At 68.4% G+C, this 20036-nt stretch carries 21 protein-coding genes; 15 read left to right on the forward strand and 6 right to left on the reverse strand.

Annotated elements, in window-relative coordinates; translation table 11 throughout:
* Positions 1-57: 57 nt before the first annotated feature.
* From ribD to ACZ5VQ_RS38785, 5 genes are read right to left on the reverse strand one after another with little or no spacing between them, the layout of a single operon-like run.
* Positions 58-963 carry a bifunctional diaminohydroxyphosphoribosylaminopyrimidine deaminase/5-amino-6-(5-phosphoribosylamino)uracil reductase RibD gene (gene ribD / locus ACZ5VQ_RS38765; RefSeq protein ID WP_469109097.1) on the reverse strand — a complete coding sequence of 302 codons (906 nt, stop codon included), beginning with the start codon at positions 961-963 and terminating at the stop codon, positions 58-60.
* A gap of 15 nt (positions 964-978) precedes the next feature.
* Positions 979-2385 carry a hypothetical protein gene (locus ACZ5VQ_RS38770; RefSeq protein WP_469109098.1) on the reverse strand — a complete coding sequence of 469 codons (1407 nt, stop codon included), beginning with the start codon at positions 2383-2385 and terminating at the stop codon, positions 979-981.
* Between the two features lie 18 nt (positions 2386-2403).
* Positions 2404-2892: a PPC domain-containing DNA-binding protein gene (locus tag ACZ5VQ_RS38775; RefSeq protein ID WP_469109099.1), complete on the reverse strand. Its 489-nt coding sequence runs from the start codon at positions 2890-2892 to the stop codon at positions 2404-2406.
* A 32-nt stretch (positions 2893-2924) separates the two neighbouring features.
* Positions 2925-3929 carry an asparaginase gene (locus ACZ5VQ_RS38780; protein WP_469109100.1) on the reverse strand — a complete coding sequence of 335 codons (1005 nt, stop codon included), beginning with the start codon at positions 3927-3929 and terminating at the stop codon, positions 2925-2927.
* 52 nt (positions 3930-3981) lie between these two features.
* Positions 3982-5286 carry a transcriptional regulator, XRE family protein gene (locus ACZ5VQ_RS38785; protein WP_469109101.1) on the reverse strand — a complete coding sequence of 435 codons (1305 nt, stop codon included), beginning with the start codon at positions 5284-5286 and terminating at the stop codon, positions 3982-3984.
* Positions 5287-5685: 399 nt separating this feature from the next.
* Here ACZ5VQ_RS38785 and ACZ5VQ_RS38790 point away from each other — a divergent pair, with 399 nt between their 5' ends.
* Genes ACZ5VQ_RS38790 through ACZ5VQ_RS38800 form a run of 3 tightly spaced genes read left to right on the forward strand, consistent with a single transcriptional unit; the run spans position 5686 to position 7625 of the window.
* A complete protein-coding gene (locus ACZ5VQ_RS38790; protein ID WP_469109102.1) occupies positions 5686-6555 on the forward strand; it encodes a helix-turn-helix domain-containing protein in 870 nt (289 codons plus the stop codon).
* A complete protein-coding gene (locus tag ACZ5VQ_RS38795) occupies positions 6552-6782 on the forward strand; it encodes a DUF397 domain-containing protein (protein WP_469109103.1) in 231 nt (76 codons plus the stop codon). The genes ACZ5VQ_RS38790 and ACZ5VQ_RS38795 overlap by 4 nt, the downstream gene beginning before the upstream one ends.
* 57 nt (positions 6783-6839) lie before the next feature.
* Positions 6840-7625: an SAM-dependent methyltransferase gene (locus ACZ5VQ_RS38800; protein ID WP_469109104.1), complete on the forward strand. Its 786-nt coding sequence runs from the start codon at positions 6840-6842 to the stop codon at positions 7623-7625.
* 100 nt (positions 7626-7725) lie between these two features.
* Here ACZ5VQ_RS38800 and ACZ5VQ_RS38805 read toward each other — a convergent pair whose 3' ends face one another.
* Positions 7726-8361, reverse strand: a complete 636-nt coding sequence (locus tag ACZ5VQ_RS38805) for an A24 family peptidase (RefSeq protein WP_469109105.1) — start codon at positions 8359-8361, stop codon at positions 7726-7728.
* A 564-nt stretch (positions 8362-8925) separates the two neighbouring features.
* Here ACZ5VQ_RS38805 and ACZ5VQ_RS38810 point away from each other — a divergent pair.
* The 12 genes from ACZ5VQ_RS38810 to ACZ5VQ_RS38865 all read left to right on the forward strand — a co-directional run bounded on the left by ACZ5VQ_RS38810 (position 8926) and on the right by ACZ5VQ_RS38865 (position 20012).
* Complete coding sequence (locus tag ACZ5VQ_RS38810; RefSeq protein WP_469109106.1) at positions 8926-9285, forward strand: hypothetical protein; 360 nt, start codon at positions 8926-8928, stop codon at positions 9283-9285.
* Positions 9279-10310: a hypothetical protein gene (locus tag ACZ5VQ_RS38815; protein ID WP_469109107.1), complete on the forward strand. Its 1032-nt coding sequence runs from the start codon at positions 9279-9281 to the stop codon at positions 10308-10310. Before ACZ5VQ_RS38810 ends, ACZ5VQ_RS38815 begins: the two co-directional genes overlap by 7 nt.
* Before the next feature lie 214 nt (positions 10311-10524).
* A complete protein-coding gene (locus ACZ5VQ_RS38820) occupies positions 10525-11133 on the forward strand; it encodes an SAF domain-containing protein (RefSeq protein ID WP_469109108.1) in 609 nt (202 codons plus the stop codon).
* Positions 11134-11171: 38 nt separating this feature from the next.
* Positions 11172-11969 (forward strand): MinD/ParA family ATP-binding protein, encoded by a 798-nt coding sequence (locus tag ACZ5VQ_RS38825; RefSeq protein ID WP_469109109.1) that lies wholly within the window; start codon positions 11172-11174, stop codon positions 11967-11969.
* Positions 11966-13417: a CpaF family protein gene (locus tag ACZ5VQ_RS38830; protein WP_469109110.1), complete on the forward strand. Its 1452-nt coding sequence runs from the start codon at positions 11966-11968 to the stop codon at positions 13415-13417. The genes ACZ5VQ_RS38825 and ACZ5VQ_RS38830 overlap by 4 nt, the downstream gene beginning before the upstream one ends.
* A 17-nt stretch (positions 13418-13434) precedes the next feature.
* A complete protein-coding gene (locus ACZ5VQ_RS38835) occupies positions 13435-14313 on the forward strand; it encodes a type II secretion system F family protein (RefSeq protein ID WP_469109111.1) in 879 nt (292 codons plus the stop codon).
* Complete coding sequence (locus ACZ5VQ_RS38840; protein WP_469109112.1) at positions 14314-15207, forward strand: type II secretion system F family protein; 894 nt, start codon at positions 14314-14316, stop codon at positions 15205-15207. It abuts the gene before it with no gap.
* Positions 15208-15236: 29 nt separating this feature from the next.
* Entirely contained in the window at positions 15237-15431 is a 195-nt protein-coding gene (locus ACZ5VQ_RS38845) for a hypothetical protein (protein WP_469109113.1), read from the forward strand.
* An 11-nt stretch (positions 15432-15442) separates the two neighbouring features.
* Positions 15443-15907, forward strand: coding sequence for a TadE/TadG family type IV pilus assembly protein (locus ACZ5VQ_RS38850; protein WP_469109114.1), 465 nt, complete (start codon positions 15443-15445; stop codon positions 15905-15907).
* 98 nt (positions 15908-16005) lie between these two features.
* Complete coding sequence (locus ACZ5VQ_RS38855) at positions 16006-16413, forward strand: TadE/TadG family type IV pilus assembly protein (protein WP_469109115.1); 408 nt, start codon at positions 16006-16008, stop codon at positions 16411-16413.
* Positions 16410-16862 carry a TadE/TadG family type IV pilus assembly protein gene (locus ACZ5VQ_RS38860; protein WP_469109116.1) on the forward strand — a complete coding sequence of 151 codons (453 nt, stop codon included), beginning with the start codon at positions 16410-16412 and terminating at the stop codon, positions 16860-16862. The genes ACZ5VQ_RS38855 and ACZ5VQ_RS38860 overlap by 4 nt, the downstream gene beginning before the upstream one ends.
* A 12-nt stretch (positions 16863-16874) precedes the next feature.
* Positions 16875-20012, forward strand: coding sequence for a hypothetical protein (locus ACZ5VQ_RS38865; RefSeq protein ID WP_469109117.1), 3138 nt, complete (start codon positions 16875-16877; stop codon positions 20010-20012).
* Positions 20013-20036: the final 24 nt, after the last annotated feature.

A 20036-nucleotide genomic window follows, 5' to 3' on the forward strand; every position in this document is an offset into this window, starting at 1 on the left:
GCCTGGCTCAGGCGTGCCTGCTTCGGAGGTACCCCGATCAACCTGCCCGCCGAGGGGTCACGAACCTGACCGGCGGTACTCGGCCGTCAACATCAGCTGTCGTTCCAGGCGTGTGACGGAGGCAAGGACAAAACTGCTGGGCAGGAGCGAATGCTGACCGGCGGCTGGCATCCGGGACGCGGCCGGGACCGGCAGGAACAACGTGAGGCGGTCGACGAACCCCCCCTCAAGGAGGCCATCGCTGAGCTTCGAGTCGCCGATGAGCAAGACCGTACGAGCCCCGGCTTTCCCGATCTCGGCGAGGGCGGCCACTGCGGGCAGGCCTGCAAGGTCGCCGGGCACGCGGAACACCTGCGGCCCGTGGCCTCCGGGGCAGCCTTCTTCCGCGGCGGATACGCCTGCGGGGATCACGAGGTCGTGTACGTGCCGCTGTCGTTCGACTTCGGCCTGGGCAGCCGCCGAGAGCGAGTTGACTGCTCCGCTTTCGTTGATCTGACGCAGCACATGGACAACCGGCTTGCTCGATGTGAGGGAGGCTAGCCACGGGCCGAGAACGAGCAGCGCCTCTTCCTCCAGCACGTGAGTCTCGACCTCCACGCCCGCGCGGCGTAGTCGCTCAGCCCCGCCCTCGCCACGTGAGGTCGGGTCCAGCACGGCGATGAGCACACGGCTGACCTCGGCGTCGAGGAGAGCCTGGTGGCAGGGAGGTGTGAGACCGATGTGATTGCACGGCTCCAAGGTCACCACGGCCGTTGCCCCGGCTGCACATTCCCCCGCTGCGGCGAGGGCGTTAACCTCAGCATGAGCCTCGCCCTTGCGTAGGTGGTAGCCCTCCCCGACGACTTGCCCCGCCGGGTTGAGGAGGACGCATCCGACGGGCGGATTGGGGCTGGTGGTACCGAGACCGCTCGCGGAGATGGCGATGGCGCGACGCATCGCGTCACGTTCCGCTTGGGCCGGCATGCGATCTCCTCGTACTCAGCAGGCGACGGCTTCGATGAGCTCGGCAACCCCGCGGTGAGTGCGTGCCGGCTGCAGCGCGTTGACGGCCTTGATCGTCTCACGGAACGTACGAGCAGATCCGGAGAAGCGAGCGCTGGTGAGGGCGGCATTGGCCTCTTCCACGGCCTGCTCGATCTCGCCGATCTGAGCGTATGAGGTTGCTAGACGGGCGTGAGTGAGACCCCGGTCGCGTTGGTAGACGTCCGGCAGTTCGCCGAGCGACGTGCTCAAGATCGGTGCTGCGCGCTTCGGCCTCCTCAACAGCAACCAGCAGTGCGCACGCTGCCCTTCGAGGTAGGCCGGTGTCGCGAAATCGCCATGGCCGCTGCGGCCGTCCCCGGCACTCTCCGGGACCGCGGCGAACTCAACCGCCTGGTCGATCAGGTCATGGCAGTGCGCCTCGTCGCCCATGAGCGCGTAGCCGTGGGCTTCCTGCTGGAGGGCCGCGGCACGCATCTGCGGTGTCAGGACCCGGTCGTAGCGCTGCGCCGCCCTGGACAGGCTGATCGTCTGCGCGGCATTACCCGCGGTCGTGGCCTGCTGCGCCCGACGGAAGAGGGTCCACGCCGTCATCGTCTCGTCCCCCGACTCCACTGCCCACTCCATGGCCCGCTGGGTCCAGTACGAGGCACGGTCGTCGTCGTCACAGTCCTCGTGCAGCCAAGCCGGGGACTCGGCGTAGCGCGAGGCGAGGTGCAGAACCTCGTCTCGTACCGGCGGCATGGCGCAGCCCAGGAAACCATCCAGCACGCTCAGTTGCTGGTGGACGCCCTGCAGTGCATGGCGAGGGCCAAGCAGGTTGTCGCTGCGGACCAGCATGTGCCACATCTCCCGCAGATGGCTCAGCACGGCATCGACCTGCGCATGCCCCAGGCGGTCGAACGGCACGGCCGCGGTGCCTCCCTCGCCGGGAACGTTCGGTAGGCCGGGCAGCACCGCAAAGCTTCCCGCGCGGAGGAGCTGGCGACGGTCCACGGGGGCGCCTTCCTGCGAGAGGAGAAGCGACTCTGCAGAAAGGATGCCCGCTCTATCCGCGTCCGGCCCCATTGCGGCGGGGAAAATGCGATTCTGTCCCGATTGCGCTGCTGTTTCGCCCGGACCCGAGTCGAACGCTGCTGCTGGCGGGGGAGGCGGTCTGAACAGCGTTGGGCTCGGGACGTTGAAGAGGTGCTCCAGGACGCGGCGATAGTTCCGCTGGGGCCGCTGCAGGTCGCCGGCCAACCAGTGGTCCCAGGTGCGACGCGCGACGGCGAGATCTGCCAGGTCGCGTTCCCCGGTCTTCTCTGCGAGGTCTCGCGCGGCCTTGGCGAAATGCTGGTTGAACGTCTCGACGGTCGTCCAGTCCCTCTCCTGGACAAGCTGGCGAAAGAGGGTCATCCTCATCGCCTGCACCTCCCACACTCAGGCATTCCCGTGCTCCTCCCCCGGGTCGACGAAGGTCAGGAGCGGGACCCTGTACAGATCCGGTGCCGGGCGGCGGACGACCTCGGGTGTCGTGATCTCCTCGATTACGAGTTCACCGATGAACTGGACGGTCCCGCCGAGGAGATGACTCGTGCGTCCCTCCGCGGACTCTTCCTTGACGCCGCCGGAGACGTGGATGTGGGAGGCGACGCAGCCCTCCTCCTCGTTCCAGGCGAGGGTGCCACTGCCGAACACCTCAAGCGGGCGATCGATCTCGACCTCCTCCCACAACGGCCGTTCGGGGTGCTCCATGGGACCGGAGCAGCCGACCAGGCGGATCGAGGAGAATCCCCCGAGAAACGTCGGGATGTGGCCCGCGCGGACCCCGTGCGCGGCACAGAACCTGTTCAAGGACTCGAAGAAGTCCTCACCGTGGTCGATGGCGACCATGAACCTGCGGCCGATGGTGATTTCGGTAGCGCGCAACGGAAGCTCCGGATCCCTCGTAGTGGCGATGGTCAGGCCCGGGCCGCGAACTCGGCCTGGATCTCGTCGGCACTCGCGCCGGCCCGCAGCAGGGCCAACAGGAGCAGCCGAGCCTTACGCGGCCCCAGCGCCCCGCCGCTGATGAGGCCGCGCTTGAGCAGGTCGCTCTCGGAGCCAACGAAGTCGTACGTGGAAGCGAGCACGCTTCCCGCGCCGGTGCGCGAGCTCAGGACTACGGGAATACGCGCAGCGAGCTCCTCCAGCGAGTCGACCCACGTCTTCGGGACGTGCCCGGTTCCGAAAGCCGCGATCACCAGGCCGTTCACACATCCACCAACAGTCGACAACATCGCGCCGTCACTGCCCAGTGTTGCTTCGAGCGTCTCCACCGCGGCCGGACGGATGAAGGGCAACCGTAGGGGGGAGCGGCGACGCAGAGAGAAGTGCAGCCGCGGTCGGCCCTCGACGACGTGCCCGATCGGGCCGGCTCCGGGGGAAGCGAACGCGGAGGTGCTGGTGCTGTGAATCTTCATGACATGTCGCGCGGCATGGATCTCGTCGGAGAACACCACCATCACACCGAGATCGCGGGCCTCTGCGCTCGCGGCTGTGCGTACGGCCGCCAGCAGGTTGGCAGGACCGTCGGCGCCGGCCATCGCCGGATTGCGCATCGCTCCCGTGACTACGACCGGCGCGGACCCCTCATAGAGGAGGTCCAGGAGGTAGGCGACCTCCTCAAGGGTGTCGGTGCCCTGGACGACAACGAAGCCGGCCGCCCCCGCGCTTGCCCGCTGGTTGAGGGCGTGCGCCAGATCGGCGATCTCTTCGACCTGGAGCCAGGCTCCGGGAACCCGGAGAACGTCCTGGAGCTCCAGCTCGGCTTCCTTCTCGAGTCCGGGAACGGAGGCCACCAGGTCGGCGGCAGTCAGCTTCGGGGAAACCCCGCCTGTCTCGCCCTTCGACGGCGTCATGGACACGGTGCCACCGAGAGTGAACACGGTGACCGGTGAGACGGTCGGGTGGGCGGTCGAGTCCACTGAAGGCCTTTCATCGGGGTCAAGTTGTACGTTCACGGCGGCCGGCGGTCCGTCAGCTGTTCGGTGCGAAGGACCCGAGGTACCTGAGCACATTGTCGAGTGGGTCAATACTCAGGTGTCGGCTTCGTGGCCGCACGACACTGGCGATCCCGCATTCGCCCAGCTCGCGACATCTTCCGGTGAGCCATGCCCAATTGAGGTTCAGATAGGCCGCGAGTTCCTGCAGCCTGGCAACAGGATCGGGCCCCTGCATGATGCTGGCGGCCCGCGCGTCATCGAACACATCACGATAGCCGCGCAGGGTGAGTCGATCCGTGACGGTGTCCGCGGCCCATACGGAGTCGGTGCGGACCCAGTTGGCCACGACAGCCCGCTGTCCTGAAGCCAGGGCGAAGCCGTCCACTTGAGAGTATTCCGGGTGAGCTGTCACGTGGACGTGGATGCCGTACATCTCCATCAACGTGATGGCGAGGAAGAGAAGGATGCGCTCGTATGCCGCACTTCGTTCTACTTCTACCTCGGGAATGCAGAAGGACCGGCTGAGGGGGGTGCCAGAGTCTGTGTACTGGGCGGAGAGGGACTGAAGGTAGGCGATCTTGTGCCGGAAGAAGAGCCACGCCGCTGCCTGTTCTCCGGTCTGTTCGCGAGTCCAGAAGACGGGCGGCTCCGAGACGTCCTGCAGCTGCTTCTGGATGTGCTGAGCACAGAATGCGGACCCCAGCCACTGGGAACTCACCGTAGTGAGGGCAGGGAGGGCCATCCGGCTGGGCGCGGATCGGGGCAGGGAAAGGTAGGTGCCGAGGCCTCCCCACTCCTCCTCTAGCGCCTGGTCGTCAGAGAGGAGGCCTTCGTCGAACTGTGCCAGCGCCCACACGAAGGAGTAGGTGATGTCGTCGAGGAGTTGAGCGTGAGAGAGGCGGAGCGCCCCGCCCGGGATGAAGGGAAGTCGGACCCGGCGGACGTGCGACGAGTCGACTATGTAGAGGCTGAGACCGTCATCCGCTTCATGCACTCCGACGAGGACGCCCCGTCTCGCGGGGCGGAGGAAGCGGTCGAGGACCTGTGTATCGGCGGGCTGGACGTGCACTCCGTCGGCGTCCACCGACGCCGGATGGAACTGGACGGCCATGGTGGTGCCGTCTAATTCCTGTCGGCCCGTCAGCTCCCATGAGTCCGCCAGGTCGTCGGTGGCGGACATGAAGAGGCGCGATGTAGCCCACTGCTCCCCGATGTGGACGGCTGCACGCAGACCGCCTCGATCGTGAACACCCGCCTTGGCGTTCAGCACGTTCGGAGCAGGTTCGAACAGGTCGCCGCACGGGAATCCGAGGAGCCGTTCCAGTACCAGGGCGGCCACCCTCTGAGGGCGCCCGTACCAGGTGCCGGAGGCCCACCGCTCGAACGTCTTGCGCGGCACGGTCAGCGCGGCAAGAGCGGGCTCACTGCGTTCCGTGGCCAACCCTCGGGCCGTTCGCTCAAAGTGGTCGGAGAACACGCCCCAGCTGTTCCAACGGCGTTCCTCGACGAGGACGCGGAACAAGGAGGGGGCAGGCATCTCGGACCTTCCTGGGGGGTGAAGGCAGGGGAGCGCGCTTCCAACTACGTGAGCTGGGTCACCACACAACTATCCTCGCGCAACAAGCAGTTGGCAAGCAGCACTATGCAAATTGCGTAGTTAGACTTGCAATCTGTTGCCGCGCCGACGGCCGTGGCACACTGCCCGAGACGCTCACCACCCGGGGGAGAAGGACTCGAAGTGACCGAAGCGCGCTCCGCCCCGACCGTCCTCCAGATCGTCCTGGGCCGACGGCTCGCGGCCCTGCGTGAAGCCGCGGGCATGTCTGCGGTGCAAGCCGGTGAGGTCATCCGTGTTGCCACTTCAACCGTCACTCGGATGGAGAAGGCCGAGACAGGGCTGAACTACGCCAAGGTCAGCCTGCTCCTTGAAGCTTATGGAGTCAGCCAGGGCGAGAAGGCCGAATTCCTGGACCTGCTTGACAAGGCGACTGACCCTGGCTGGTGGCAGAGCTTCCGGGACGCACTCCCGACCTGGTTCGGAGTGCACGTCTCGTTGGAGACCGCCGCAACGCACATTCGCAACTACGAACCTGCCGTCGTTCCCGGCCTCTTGCAGACGGCGGACTACGCGCGCGCCGTGCTGGAACGCGGCCTGCCACGCATAGGCTCCGATGTCCTTGAGCGAAGAGTGCACTTGCGTACCAAGCGTCAGGAACTCCTCACGCGCACGAACCCGACGGCCCCTCAGCTCTGGGTCATCATGGACGAGACGACCCTTCGGAGACCCGCCGGCGGTCCGAACGTGATGGCCGCTCAGATCGACCACCTCCTCGCGATGGCCGATCTCCCGAACGTGTCGATCCAAATCTGCCCATCCGACAAAGGTCTTCATCCAGGCGGTTTCGGCCCGTTCAGTATCTTCCGGTTCGAAATTCCGGAACTCCCGGACATCGTCTGCATCGACACTTTGAGCCGCGCCACCTACAGCGAAGAGAAAGACGAAGTCGCCCTCTTTCGGGAGGCACTCGATCAGATGAGTGTGTACGCACTGTCACGGGATGCCACTAAGGAATTCATTGGTGACATCCGCAAGGAGCTTTACGCATGAGTCATGTCAAGAACGCCAACAACGAGTTGGGAACCGAGCAGTGGCACTGTCCCTGGAGCGGCAGCAACGGCGGAAACTGCGTTGAGGCCAAGAAGCTCAGCGACGGTCAAGTGGCCCTGCGCCAGTCGACAGACCCAGACGGCCCCGCACTGATCTGTTCAGCTCAGGAGTTCCAAGGCCTCATCGCCGCAGTCAAGAACGGCACGGCCGACTTCCTCCTCGCCTGAACCTTCACCCAGCCACGCCTGAACACAGCTGTTCTCCAGAGCCACGAAGGACCAAGAATGACCTTAGCCCCGATTGACACGAGCCGTCCGCACCCCGCCCGCATGTACGACTACTACCTCGGCGGGAAGGACTACTACCCCGTCGACGAGGAGGCGGCCGAACGGGTGATATCCCTGGTGCCCGGCATCAAAGTCGCTGCCCGGGCCAACAGGCGGTTCATGCATCAAGCCGTACGACTGCTGGCCGAGCAGGGGATTCGCCAGTTCCTCGACATCGGAACGGGCATTCCGACAGAACCCAACCTCCATCAGGTCGTTCAGCAAGTAGAACCCAGCGCTCGCATTATGTACGTCGACAACGACCCGATCGTATTGCGTCATGCAGAAGCTCTTCTCCGGAGTACGCCTGAGGGCGTAACCAAGTACGCACAGGCAGACGTTCGGGAACCTGACAAGATCATCACGGCCGCCCGGGAGATCCTCGACTTCGATCAACCCATTGCTCTGTCCATGGTGGCGCTGCTGCACTTCGTTTCCGACGAGCATGACCCCTACGGCTTGGTCAACACGCTGCTGGCGCCACTACCTGCTGGCAGCTTTGTCATCCTCACGCACGCCACCGGTGACTTCGACCCCGAGGGTTGGAATAAGGTCGTCGAAATCTATCGGCAGAGCGGTGTCCCGGCTCAGGTGCGGTCTCAGGAGGAGTTTGGTCGCTTCTTTGAAGGCTTGGAGCTTGTTGAGCCGGGTGTGCAGGTTTCCACCCAGTGGCGACCCGATCCCGACCAGGCGAAGGCCAACGAAGAATTCCCGCTTTACGTGGGTGTGGGCCAGAAGCCATAACTTTGGGCGCAAGTGTCTCTATCCCGGTCCTCAGCGGAAAGCGCCGATGTCACAACGTGAGGGGGCGTGGTCGCCGTGGCCTGTAACTGCCGTCGGACGCTTAGCTGTTCGCCAGGACTTCTGTGATCGATGCGACGATGAGGCAGGTTCCGAGTGGCAACCCATCGCGCTGGGACTTGCGCGATAGACGGAGCATGATTCCGGCGAACGTGGCGAGCAGCCAGGCCAACAGGATGCCGGTGAAGGCGGTGGTCCAGCTGAACTGGCCCAGGACCAGGCCGATGAGGCCGGAGAGCTTCGTGTCGCCACCGCCGAGCTGCCCAGGTGCGAGGGCGTATAGGGCGGTGAAGGCTGCCAAGGTGACCATCATCGAGGCCGCGCTTCGCAGGAGTGGCGTGGTGCTGTGCGAGGTGGCCGCGTCAACGCAGAAGAGGGCGAGGAGCGCGGGGTAGGTGGGGATGATCAGGGTGTTCGGTAGGCGTCGTGCGGTCAGGTCGGTGATGGCTAGTGAGACCCCGACAGCGGTGAACCAACTGTAGGGGAGGAGCTGCGTCCAGCCGTCGATCCGGGAGGCGAGCGCTGCGAAGATTGCGGCTGTGATGACTTCGGGGATGGGGTGTGGTGCCAGGCGCTGGCCGGCCCCGGGCGATGGGACGAGACGGCGGGTCATGGCATAGACAAGGCTGCCGATGGCCCCGCCCGCAACGGCCCATGGGTAGATCTCCTGAAGCTGCATGCCGACCCTGAACTGGAAATATCTAGTGAACCTGGCAAAAACGGTGCGAGGGGAGGGTGGCGAGCGGTCACCCGAAGCTCCCGGCTGCAATGTGGCGCTGTGTGCCGGGGAGGCTGAAGTTACCCGTCCGCCTGCCGGTCAAATTGCAATGCAAACTTCCCGGTTAGGCAAAGGATCCGCCAAGTAGCCGTTCCCGCTTTGAAGTTGGAGCGTGTCGGGCGGCGTTCGCACCTTGCAGCGGGAACGGGGCGAAGCGATAGACGTGGAACACGTTCATGTGCTGGATGACGGGATCTGCATCGTTCGCGGGGTGATGTGACTGTGGTGGTCTTAGGGGTACGTACGCCTGCCGGGCGGGCCGCCTGGAGGGCGGGCACGGTTGTCCTGACGCTGCTGATCGCAGGCTGTAGTGCGGCCGAGTCGACCGGTTCTACCTCGCAGGGAGGGGGCAGAACGCCCGCTGGCCCAGCGAGCGGATCGGCGTCTGGGTCCTCGCCTTCTGCCTCCCCCGCATTGGTCGCGCGTAAGCAGGCGACGGCGGCGTACGTAGGGATGTGGCAGGACATGGCGCAGGCCGGGACGACGTCGGACTGGAACTCGCCGAAGCTGGCGCAGTATGCGACCGGCGACGCCCTGTCGGCGATCTCGCGCAGTATGTACGCCGATCATTTCAATGGCCTGGTGACGAAGGGCGAACCGAAGAACTACCCGAACGTGACCTCCGCGGAGCCCGCGGTGAATCCGACTACGGTCATGATCTCTGACTGCGGTGATTCGACGCATTGGCTGAAGTACCGGAAGGACAACGGCAAGCTCGCGGACGAGGGCGGGGGGCGGCGCGCAATCACCGCCGAGGTGAAGAAGCAGGCTTCCGGCTCCTGGAAGGTCACACGGTTCGCAGTAGAGGGGCTGGGCTCATGCTGAGACGTGCGATCGTCGCGGTCGGCGTGGCCGCAGCGGCCGTGATCGTGAGCGCCCTCCCGGCGATGGCCGACGGGTGGGGGAACGTCGACTGCACGCAAAATCCCATCCCTGGCTGTGACCTGGGTGCGGGCTCGGGAGGCCGGTACGGCGCGCCTCCGCAGGGCGGCGGAGGTTCGTCCGGCTCGGGCGGTACGTCCAGCGGTGGTGGGAACAGCGGAGGTGGTGCCCGGGAGGAGCCGGAGTTCTCGAACCAGGATTTGAACTTGGCTGATTGTTCGTACCAGCGCAGCGACTACGAGCCCCCACCCGGGGTGGCGCAGACGGCTTACGAGGGCGGGCAGGACGGTGGCGGGGCGGTCGTGGCGGTGTCCGCGGTGTACTCCCCGACCACACCGTCCGAGGTCGTGCCGGCGGCTGACCCGAAGCCGGGTGAGTCGGGAGCGTGGTACGTGTACAAGTGCGCGGCGGGTGGAGTGCGGGATGCGGTGTACCGGCCGCCGATCTGGATTCCGGACGCGCCGCAGCAGGGCGGTGGGGCTCCACAGCCGACGCCGGCGCAGCTGGCGCAGGTGGCGCGCGACCAGTTGCGGTTGCCGTCTCCGCAGATCCAGGCGAATCCGGCGGATGAGCAGTTGGTGAACCTGCCGACCTGGTTGTGGCTGGACCGCGGCGACTGGGGAGCGGTGTCGGCGACGGCGTCGGTGCCCGGGGTATCGGTGACGGCTGTGGCGCGGCCGACGTCCGTGGTGTGGACGATGGGCGACGGCAATTCGGTGACGTGCACCGGAGCTGGGACACCGTACGGAGCGCGCACGAGCCCGAAGAGTGCGTCCCCGGACTGCGGTTACACCTACCGCACCTCTTCCGCGGGCCAGCCGGACAGCGCCTACGCGGTCTCAGCGAAGGTGCACTGGACAGTGACCTGGGCCGGTGCCGGCCAGACCGGCGTTTTCCCCGACATGACGACTACATCGAATGCCGACTTCCGCGTCGCGGAGAGCCAGGCCCTGAACAACGGCGGCTGACGCCGAAGCTCGCCGTCGTCACCAGGTGGCGCGGGAGCAACAACCCCACACGTGATCTTGTCTACCGCGTCGACGGCGCGGTGGAGAGAAGTCCTGCGCCGGGAGGTGGCAGTTGGTGAATACCCGTGTGCCCACGCACTCGGATCCGGCAAGCCCGGGGAGCACGCCTCCTGCGGGCTGGACAGGCCGCCGTAACGGGAAACCCCCGGCACGGATGACCAGTGCACCGAGACCACGTCGACTTCCCTACCTGCTGGTGGGCTTGCTGCTGGTCCTGGGCTGCACCGCAGGCGGCGTCGTAGTGGCGACAAAGGTCGGCCATCAGGAGCCGGTGCTGGTGCTGGCCCGTTCGGTCACGGTCGGGCAGGTGCTGTCCGATCAGGACCTGCGGGAGGAGAGCCTCTCGGCCGACAGCGGGCTGGCGTTCATCCCGGTGCGCTCGCGGGCCAAGGTGGAGGGACAGCCCGTCGCCTACAGCCTGCCGGCTGGGACCCCGCTGACCAAGAACGTTGTGGGCGAGGCTCGCATCCCGCCGGCCGGGCAGGCGGTGGCCGCGGTGGGGCTGAAGGCGGGCCAGTTCCCGCCCGGTGTGCAGCCCGGCAACCGCGTGACCGTGGTGGTGGCGCCCACCAGCACGAACGCCGCCAGTTCGACGTCCTCGTCGTCACAGGTGTGGAACGCCTCGGTGACCGAAGTGCGGAGCAACAGCACCGATCAGACCACGGTGATCTCGCTGCAGATGGCGCAGGAGGATGCCCGCCAGCTGGCCGCGGCACCGACGGGCCAGATCAGTGTGGTGATGGTGCATGGAGGCAGGCAGTGACGCTGGTGGCGCTGTGCAGTCTGAAAGGCTCTCCGGGCGTGACCACAACCGCCTTGGGCCTGGCGGCTGGGTGGCCGTCCGCGGAGCAGCCGGTGGTCGTCGAGTGCGATCCGGCCGGCGGCGACCTGCTGGGCCGTTACCGGCTGGAGACGGCTCCGGGGCTGATGAGCCTGGCGGCGGCCGCCCGGCACAGCGGAGAGCCGGGGCTGGTCTGGCGGCACACGCAGCGGCTGCCCGGCGGACTGCCGGTGATCGTCGGTCCGGCTGGTGCGGATCAGGCCCGTGCGTCGCTTGCCCAGCTCACCCAGAGCGGAACCGGGGCGCTGCGGCGGGCCGCAAACCGCGCCGGCACGGTGGTAATCGCCGACTGCGGGCGCATCGACCCGGACTCTCCGGCGCTGGAGGTGATGCACGAGGCCGACGTCATGCTGCTGCTGGCCCGCGCCCGCGACGACGCCCTGGCCCATGTGGCCACGCAGTGGCACGCCGCAGCGCGCTGGTCGCGGCACCCCCATTTCGTACTTGTCGGCGACGGCTATCCGACCGACGAGGTCGCGCGGGAGCTGGAGGTCGAGGTGATGGCCCGCATCCCGGAGGACCCCAAGGGCGCGGCCGCACTCGGCGGACATCCTGGGCGGCGCTCGGCACCGGGCCGTTCGCCGCTGGGCCGGGCCATGGTCCGCATCGCCGGGTTGGCCGCTTCCCGCGCCTTCGATCCACCCGGAGCAGTGCAGCAGGAGCAAGCTACCGGCTTCAACCCGGGGGCGGGTTTCGTCGACCTGCCAGCCGGCCCGGCAAGCGATCCGAGGACGTCATGGAGTGAGGTGCGGCGATGACCGAACCGGAGAAGAAGCACACAGCCCTGCCGTACGGGGGAGTTTTCCCACCACCGGACGGACACGGACAGCCACCTGCCCGTCCGGCCATGCTGAACGGCCTGGGCGCCCGGCGGATGCAGATCGGGCCGCCGGCCGAGCGGTTGCGACTCCACCTGCGCCAGCAGCTCTCGGAGCGGATGGCGCAGCAGATCCGCGACGACGAGGCCGCCGGTCGCCCCTCTATGACCGATGCTGCCCGCTTAGCCCTGGCGGGGAAGATCCTCACGGACGCCGCCGAGGCGTACACCCAGAAGCTGCTTAGTGGCGGACAGCAGGTGGTGGCGCCGGGCGTCGAGCAGATGGTCATCACCGCCGTCCTGAATGAGGTGTTCGGGCTGGCCGGTCTGGAGCCGCTGCTGAAAGATCCGCAGATCGAGAACATCAACGTCACTGGCGACCGCGTCTTCGTTCGCTATGCCGACGGCCGCCGCGAACGCCTGCCACCGGTTGTCGGCTCCGACGCGGAGCTGGTGCAGCTCATCCGCGACCTGGCAGCCCGCAGCGGGCTGGAGGAACGCCGCTTCGACCGTGGCAGTCCCGGGGTGAGCTTCCAACTTCCCGGCGGGGAGCGGGCGTTCGCCGTGATGGCGGTCACCGCCCGCCCGTCACTGTCCATCAGACGCCACCGCTTCCAACGCGCCACCCTGGCTCAACTGCGTGACAACGGCACCCTCGACCCGGGCCTGGAGTCATTGCTGGGAGCGATGGTCCGCGCGCGGAAGAACATCCTGGTCACCGGCGGGACCGCGATCGGCAAGACCACGATGCTGCGCGCCCTGGCCTCCGAGATCCCGCCGTGGGAGCGGCTGGTCACCGTTGAGGACGTCTTCGAGCTAGGCCTGGACGTCGATGAACCGGCCCACCCGGACGTTGTGGCGATGCAGGCACGCGAGGCGAACATCGAGGGCCAGGGCGAGGTGGGCCAAGCCGAGTTGGTGCGGTGGGCGCTGCGGATGTCCCCGGACCGGGTGATCGTCGGCGAGGTCCGCGGACCTGAGGTCATTCCAATGTGCAATGCCATGAGCCAGGGCAACGACGGCAGCATGGGGACCCTGCACTCCAGCACGAGCCGGGGAGCGTTCACCAAGCTGGCCGCCTACGCAGTCCAGGGCCCCGAGCGGCTGCCGCTGGAGGCCACCAACCTGCTGGTCGCCAACGCGCTCGACTTCGTCGTCCACCTGGACAAACCTCGCGGACACGACGACAAGCGCGTGGTCTCTTCCATCCGGGAGATCGTCGATGCCGACGACAAGCAGATCGTCTCCAACGAAGTCTTCCGGCCCGGCCCGGACCTGCGCGCGGTACCCGGTGTGCCGCTGCGCACCGAAACCATGGACGACCTGGTCGCGGCCGGCTTCAAACCCGAGGCGAACGAACGCCCCGAGTGGATGTGGCGCCAGCCATGACTAGATACGTGCCCTTGATGGGACTCCTGGGCCTCGGCGTCGGGTGCGGGCTGGTGCTCCTCATCCGTGCGTGGCGGCTCCCCGCCTCCGCTGCTGGTCCGACTCGCCGCCTGCGGCGGCGCGAGCCGCGCAGCCATGCCGGGCGCTGGCTGGCGGTCGCGGCCGGGACGGGGCTGCTGGTCGGGGCCATCACCGGGTGGGTGGTCGGCGGACTGCTGGCGGCCATGGGCGCATGGAGCCTGCCGCGGATCCTCGGCTCCGGCACGGCCGAAGGAGACCAGACCGCCCGGATCGAAGGCATCGCCGGATGGACAGAGATGCTGCGCGACACCCTCGCCGCCGCAGCTGGCCTGGAACAGACGATCCTGGCCACCGCCCCTACCGCGCCGAAGGCCATCCGCCCCCAAGTAGCGGAGCTAGCCGCCCGGTTGGAGCGCGGCGAGCGCCTGAACACCGCCTTGCGGCACCTTGCGGACGACCTGGCCGACCCGACCGCCGACCTAGTGATCGCCGCCCTGACACTGGCCTCCGAGCACCAGGCCCGGCAACTCGCCTCGCTGCTGGGCGAACTCGCCGCTACCGCCCGCGCGCAAGTAGAGATGCGCCACCGGGTCGAGGCCAGCCGCGCCCGCACCCGCACCACCATGCGCGTGGTAGTTATCACCACCCTGACCTTCGCGGGCGCCCTGATCCTGTTCAACCCCCAATTCCTCACCCCATACGACTCCGTGGCCGGGCAACTGATCCTGCTCCTGATCGGGTCACTGTTCACGATCGCCTTCATGTGGCTGCGCCGCATGGCCCGCATTGAGGCACCGGACCGCTTCTTCACCGGGCTCGAAACCATCGGCGAGGCACCCGAGGCCGCTGCGCCCGTGCATCAGGAGGTGACCTGAATGATCGCCCTGATGCTGCTGGGCGTCGGAGCCGGACTGGGCCTGTGGGCGCTGGTGGTGTGGCTGATCCCGCCCCGCCCGCCCCTGGCCGCCCTGATCTCCCGGCTGAACACCGCTCCTGCGCCACCGCCGATCCTCACCGCCAACACGGGCGGCTGGGCCGTACGACTCGGCAGCCCGTTCACCGGCCTGTTGCGCGCCGCCGGCCTGCCCGGCCGCACAGTCGGCCAGGACCTCGCCATCGCCGAACGGTCGCCCGAAACTCACCTGGCGGAGAAGGCCGCGCTCGCGCTGACCGGACTGCTGCTGCCCGCCGCTGTCGGCGTGCTGTTGACCCTGGGCGGCCGCCCGCTGCCCTGGGTTGTGCCGCTGGGCGGCTCTCTGGCCTTGGCGGTCGTCGGCTTCCTCCTGCCCGATGCGACGGTGCGGGCCGAGGCCGAACGTCGCCGGGAAGCCTTCCGCCACGCGCTGGGCGCCTACCTGAACCTGATCCACGTCCTGCTCGCCGGAGGATCCGGCGTCGACGGTGCCCTCACCGACGCGGCCGGTATCGGGCAGGGCTGGTCCTTTAGGCAGCTGCGCCGCGCGCTGAACACCGCCCGCCTCACCCGCACGTCCCCCTGGGCGACACTCGGTCAGCTCGGCGAGGAACTCCAGATCAGCGAACTGAGCGAACTCGCCGCTGCGCTGTCCCTGGCGGGGACCGAGGGCGCGAAGGTACGCGCCTCGCTGGCTGCCAAGGCTGCCGCCATGCGACAACGCAGCGGCGCCGAGGCCGAAGGCAAAGCCAACGCCGCAACGGAACGGATGGCCCTGCCCGGCATCCTCATGGCCTTCGGCTTCATCATCTTCATCTTCTATCCCGCCCTGACGCAGATCACGAACTCGCTGTGACGAGGCCTCGACGCCAGAAGGAAGCCCTGATGTCCCTGCTGAACTCGCTTATGACCCGTGCCCGGTCCTTGATCCGCAGCCTCGCCGACGACGATCGCGGGGTCACCACGGAACATGTCATCTGGATCGCGGGCCTTTCCACTCTCGCCATCACCATCGTCACCATGTTCAGCCCGGAGATCATCGCTGCGGCGAAGAACGTGGTGTTCGACATCAACAGGTAGGCCGTGCTGACATGACACCTACCGCAGCCAGACAGCAACCGTGCGCATCTCGCGCGGCCCGCACCGAAACCCGCCCCCGCACCGACCTGCTGCGAGACGAGCGGGGAGCGGTCACCACCGAGATGGTGATCATCATGCCGGTGCTGCTCACCATGGTGCTGCTGCTCGCGCAGGCCACCGTCTGGTGGCACGCCGTCCACATAGCCCAGGCCACCTCCGCCCACGCCCTGGCCGTCACCCGCGTCCAGGACGGCACCGCCGCAGACGGCCGGGACGAGGCCCAGCGCGTTCTCGACCAACTCGGCCGCGGACCGCTGCGCGGCGCGCACGTCACCGTCACCCGCACCGCCGACGGCGCCGAGGTCCAGGTCACCGGCACCGCCAGCAGCGTTGTTCCGTTCCTGCACCTGCCGGTCCGCACCCACGCATCCGGCCCCGTCGAACAGTTCCGCCCAGCGGCCCAGGCGGCGCCATGAGGCAGCTCCCGCGCGCCGCCGATCCGTGCCCGCGCTGGGGCCGTTGGCAGCACGCTGTCCGCCAGCTAGCTGGGCTGCGGCACGATGCGCGCGGATCGGTGACGGTCGAACTGGTGCTGACCATCCCCATCCTGATCCTGATGCTGTGGTTCCTGGTCTACTGCGGACGGCTGTCCGACACCCGGCTGCAGATCGAGGACGCCGCCCACCAGGCCGCCCGCGCCGCCACGCTGGACCGCAGCCCGTCAGCCGCCGCGGCCGACGCCCGCGCCACCGCCGCCACCGCCCTCAGCGACGCCGGCGTCACCTGCCAGAGCATGTCCGTCATCACCCGCGGCACCCTTCAAGCCGGATCCACCGTCACAGTCGCAGTCTCCTGCACCGTCGGCCTGCACGACCTGGCTCTTCTCCAGGTGCCGGGCACCACCACGCTCACCGCCGAGTTCGCCTCACCGGTCGACGTCTACCGCTCAACGACGACCACTGCAGGAGGTGACACACCGTGAGAACACGGCACGGTCGCCCCGCCCGCTTGCGTGGCCTCGCCGGTGACGACAAGGGCCAGGTCACCCCGTTCGTCGTCATCCTCGCGGTGGCGATCGTGATGTTCGCCGGCCTCGTCACAGACGGCGGCCTCGCTCTGGCCGCCAAGGTCCGAGCCATCGGCGAAGCCCAGGAAGCCGCCCGCGCCGGCGCCCAGGCCCTGGACCTCGCGGCGTACCGCAACTCTGGCACCGTGCGCCTCGTCCCCGGCCACGCCCGCACACTGGCCCAGACCTACCTTGCCTCCACCAGTGACACGGGCACCGTCACCGTCACCGGCGACACGGTCACCGTGACCGTCACCGCCCACCAGCACACCCAACTCCTCGGCCTGCTCGGCCTTGACTCCCTGACCGTGACCGGCACCGGCTCCGCCCACCCCGCCCGGGGCATCACCGCCCCTGAACCCTGACAAGGCCCGGCCATGCCCGCACGCAAACACCCTCCCCGCCCCCGGCCGGCCCGGCGCGCCACTGGCCTGCTGCGGCGTGGCGCCCACCTGCTGCGCGGCCTGCTCGCCACCGCGGCGCTGACCGCCCTGGTCGCCGCGATCCCCTGGGGGCTGGCCCGGTACATCGGCTGGCCGCTTCCGCGCCACCTACCCACCTGGCCCGAGATCGAAGCTGCCCTGCTCGCCCCGATGAGCACCAGCTTCCTGCTCCACACACTGGCATGCATCCTCTGGCCGGTCTGGGGCGCCTTCGTCCTCGACGTCGCCCGCGCCACCGTGGACGAGGCCCGCACCTTCCCCCGGCCAGCCATGCCCCACGCCGGCCCGCTCAACGCCCTGGCCACTGTGCTCGTCGGAACGATCATCATGGCCCTGCTGGCCCAACGGCCCACCGCCCCCGCAGCAGCTGCGCCAGCCCCCGCCGCGACGAGCACCGCCACCACGGTGAACACCCCAACGCCTGCGCCAGCCAGGCTGGTTGCCTTCGCCCGGCACGCCACCGTGCAGACGCAAGGCCACAGCCGCACACCCGGGACCGTCGAAGTCGAGCCGCCCCACGACGGCATCTACGACAGCCTGTGGCGCATCGCCGACCGCACCCTCGGCGACGGGAACCGCTGGCCCGAGATCTACGCCCTCAACCACGGCCGCCCCCAGCCCGACGGACACAGCCTGACCACACCCAACCTGATCCGTCCCGGCTGGATCCTCCGCCTGCCCAACGACCCATCCAACTCCGGCACTTACGACCCTGGACACCGCAAGCCCGCCAGCCCGGCGCCAAAATCCCCGCGTCCCCCGCAGACCAGCATCCCCACCACACCGACCCCCTCACCTTCACCCGACACCTCGCCGCCCACCAGCACACCGCCCCCCAGCAGCACCCCGACGACGCCTTCCACCCCGGCCGCACCGTCGCTGCCCCTTCCCACCCACGATCCCCACCGTCAGCCCGGTGTCAGTCTGCCCACGGGAGCATTCGTCGGCCTCGGCCTCGCCGCGCTGATCACCGCCGCCCTGCTCACGGTCCGGCGGCGCCGCCGGGTTCGCTACCGCCCCGGAAGCGGCGAACGCGACGACCTGACCATCGCCCCCGTCGTACGCGCCCTACGCATCGCCCACGACGACGCAACCCACACCGACGAGCCCAACGCCCCCGAAAGCGCTGACCCGCCGGCAGAGTCCCGCCCAGCCCTTCCCGAAGCCATCCGACCGACCGGCGAAGACCCGGACGCTCCCGCGCCCCCACCGGTTGACGGGCGGGTCATCGGTGTCAAGGACGGCCAAGCGCTCGCCTGGAACCTGGCACACGCCCGCGGACTCGGCCTCATCGGCCCAGGAGCCCTCGACGCCATCCGCGCCTTGCTGGTCGCCCTGCTCGCCGAAAAAACCCGCCAGCCCACCACCGGCCCCGTCGAGATCCTCATCCCAGCTTCCGACGCCCGCACGCTGATCGGCGATACCACCGGCCAGCCGGCTGGGCTGCGCATCGTCGACGACCTCGACGCAGCGCTAGAGGCCATGGAAGCCGAACTCCTCACCCGCAGCCGGACCCACACCGACCCCGACACGGCACCGGACGCGGGCGATCCGCCCCACGGCGACCTGGTGCTCGTCGCCACTCCCGCCCCGCACGCCGACCGCCGCCTTCAAGCGCTCCTCGACAACGGTTCCACCCTAGGCCTGGCGGGCATCCTCGTCGGCCAGTGGCGGCCCGGCGCCACCGCCCGCATTCGCCCGGACGGTACCGTGACGGCCATCAGCCCCTCCGCCGCGGACACACTCACCGGCGCCCGCCTGTTCACCCTGCCCACCGATGACGCACAGGCACTGCTCGACCTTCTCCACGAAGCCCAGCCTGTGACGCCGCCTCCGGACTCCCGGTCCCCAGCCATCACGGCCCTCCGGCACCCTGAGCCCGGCAGCCTCGGTCCCGGCACCGAACCAACCACTTCCCGCCCAACACCCCCGCGGCCCCGCCGGCGTCTAGCCCATGGACCTGCCACCACACCTCCCGACACCCGGCAGCCGCCGACGGCCGACAGCAACCAACATCGCACGGCCCCGGACAACGTCAAACGCCCTGAACCATCCCCCACCACGCCCCATTCAGATGAACCCCACCCCGCAACGACGACCTCCCGGCCCACCCCCACACCGGATACAGCGCCCACGCCGCCCAGCCCCGCCCCCGCATCCGTTCCCGGCACGCCGCCGACCACCGGCCATCCAGGCGACCCACGCCGCGCCACCACCAGCCGGCCAGCACCAGCAGACACCTCACCCTCATCTACCGACCAAGACGACGCTTCCCGCCGGGACCTCGGGCCCCAACAGCCGTTGAAGCTCGCCGTTCTGGGACACATGCGCCTGACTCACCACCAAGGCGACGGCGGCGAACACGCCAATCTCACCGATGCCTTAGCCCCCAGGCAGCGCGAAGTCCTGACCTACCTTGCGCTCCACCGGGACGGCGCCCGCCGCGAAACTCTGACCGCAGCCCTGTGGCCCGACGCCCCGCGAGACCGCCCCTCCAACGCCTTCCATGCCACCGTCAGCCAGCTGCGCCGGGCGCTGCGCATCGCCACCCACGACGCCGTCCATGACATCACCGTTCACCACGACGGCCACTACGCCCTGGACCGCCGCCAAGTCACCGTCGACCTATGGGAACTACAGGACGCGCTCGAGGAAGGCCGCCGCAACAGCGACAAACACAGCCGCCGCGCGGCCCTGGAACGCGTCGTCGATCTGTACACCGGTGACCTCGGCGACGACCTCACCACCGAATGGATCGAAGGCACCCGCGAAGCCCTCCGCCGGGACGTCCTCGACGCCGTCAGCGCACTGGTGCGCACCGTGCGCGATGGCCACCCGGCAGGGGCGCTCGCCCTGCTCGAACGTGCCCGCGTCCTCGACCGCTACAACGAAACGCTGTACTGCGACATCGCCCGGCTCCAGGCCGAACTCGGCCAGCACGACGCGATTCCTCGTACGCTCGCGCTGCTGACGACCACACTCGCCGAAGTCGACGATGAGCCAAGTCCCGAAACCGTAGCCCTCTGCGACTTCCTCCAACGCGGACCGCGCCGCAGCAGGCAGGCCAGCTAACGGCCCCGCACGGCCGGGGGGCGA

It is taken from the genome of Streptomyces sp. NPDC033178 (assembly GCF_055577685.1).